Origin of the sequence: Thalassospira sp. UBA1131, from assembly GCF_002311515.1 — a bacterium.
In the GTDB taxonomy this organism is placed as follows: Bacteria; Pseudomonadota; Alphaproteobacteria; order Rhodospirillales; family Thalassospiraceae; genus Thalassospira.
Genome location: NZ_DCAO01000027.1, coordinates 15,840 through 16,702, shown reverse-complemented (window position 1 = coordinate 16,702; position 863 = coordinate 15,840). Strand labels below are relative to the sequence as shown.

The window sequence follows — 863 nt, the reverse complement described above, 5'->3', positions numbered from 1 at the left end:
GGTTTTTTGTGGTTTTTTGGGGAGGGGAAAAAAAAAAAAAAAGGGGGGGGTGTTTGTGTTTTTTCCCCCCCCCGTTTTTGAATGATTGGTCAGGAAGACCGCGTCATTGCCGTTGATCGGTTGGTGGCCTCGGGGATCAGCCCCTTTGGCGCAAACCGCATGACGATCAAAAGGATCGCCCCCATCATCAGATAGCGCATGTAGGCCGCACCAGCGACCAGATGCTGGGCAAGCTCCGATCCTTCGCCAAGCGGGGCGGTGATTGTTGACATGAACCAGTTGCCAAACGGCTCTGCCTCGACCCAGAGGAACCAGATGATAAAGCCGCCGAGGATCGAGCCCCAGTTGTTGCCCGACCCACCCAGGATCACCATCACCCAGATCAGGAAGGTGTAGCGCAGCGGGATGTAGCTGGTTGGTGTCAACTGACCATCAAGGGTGGTCAGCATCGCACCGGCAATCCCGCACACCGCACAGCCCAGAACAAAGGTCTGGAGGTGGCGGCGTTTGACGTCCTTGCCCATCGCGGCCGCCGCATCGCGGTTGTCACGAATGGCGCGCATCATACGGCCCCACGGCGACTTCAGTGCGCGTTCGGCAAACCACATGATGATCGCAAGCACGATGACAAACAGCACCGCATAGCACAGTTTGACAAACAGGCTGGCGGCATCGGAAATCTCGGCTGCGCCAAAGAAATTGGCCAGGCTGATGAACCATTCACTTTCGATCAGGTCGACTTCATAGGGCACCGGACGCGGAATGCCGGTGACGTTCTTAACCCCGCGCGACAGCCATTCTTCGTACTTGATGATCGCAATGATGATCTCGGAAATGCCAAGGGTGGCAATCGCCAGATAATC

General features: G+C 56.7%; 1 protein-coding gene. It reads right to left on the bottom strand.

The genetic code is table 11. The features are described 5' to 3' along the window. Positions 1-89 precede the first annotated feature (89 nt). On the bottom strand, positions 90-863 hold a 774-nt coding region (locus B3Z49_RS04030), incomplete at its 5' end, for a branched-chain amino acid ABC transporter permease (RefSeq protein WP_296988389.1).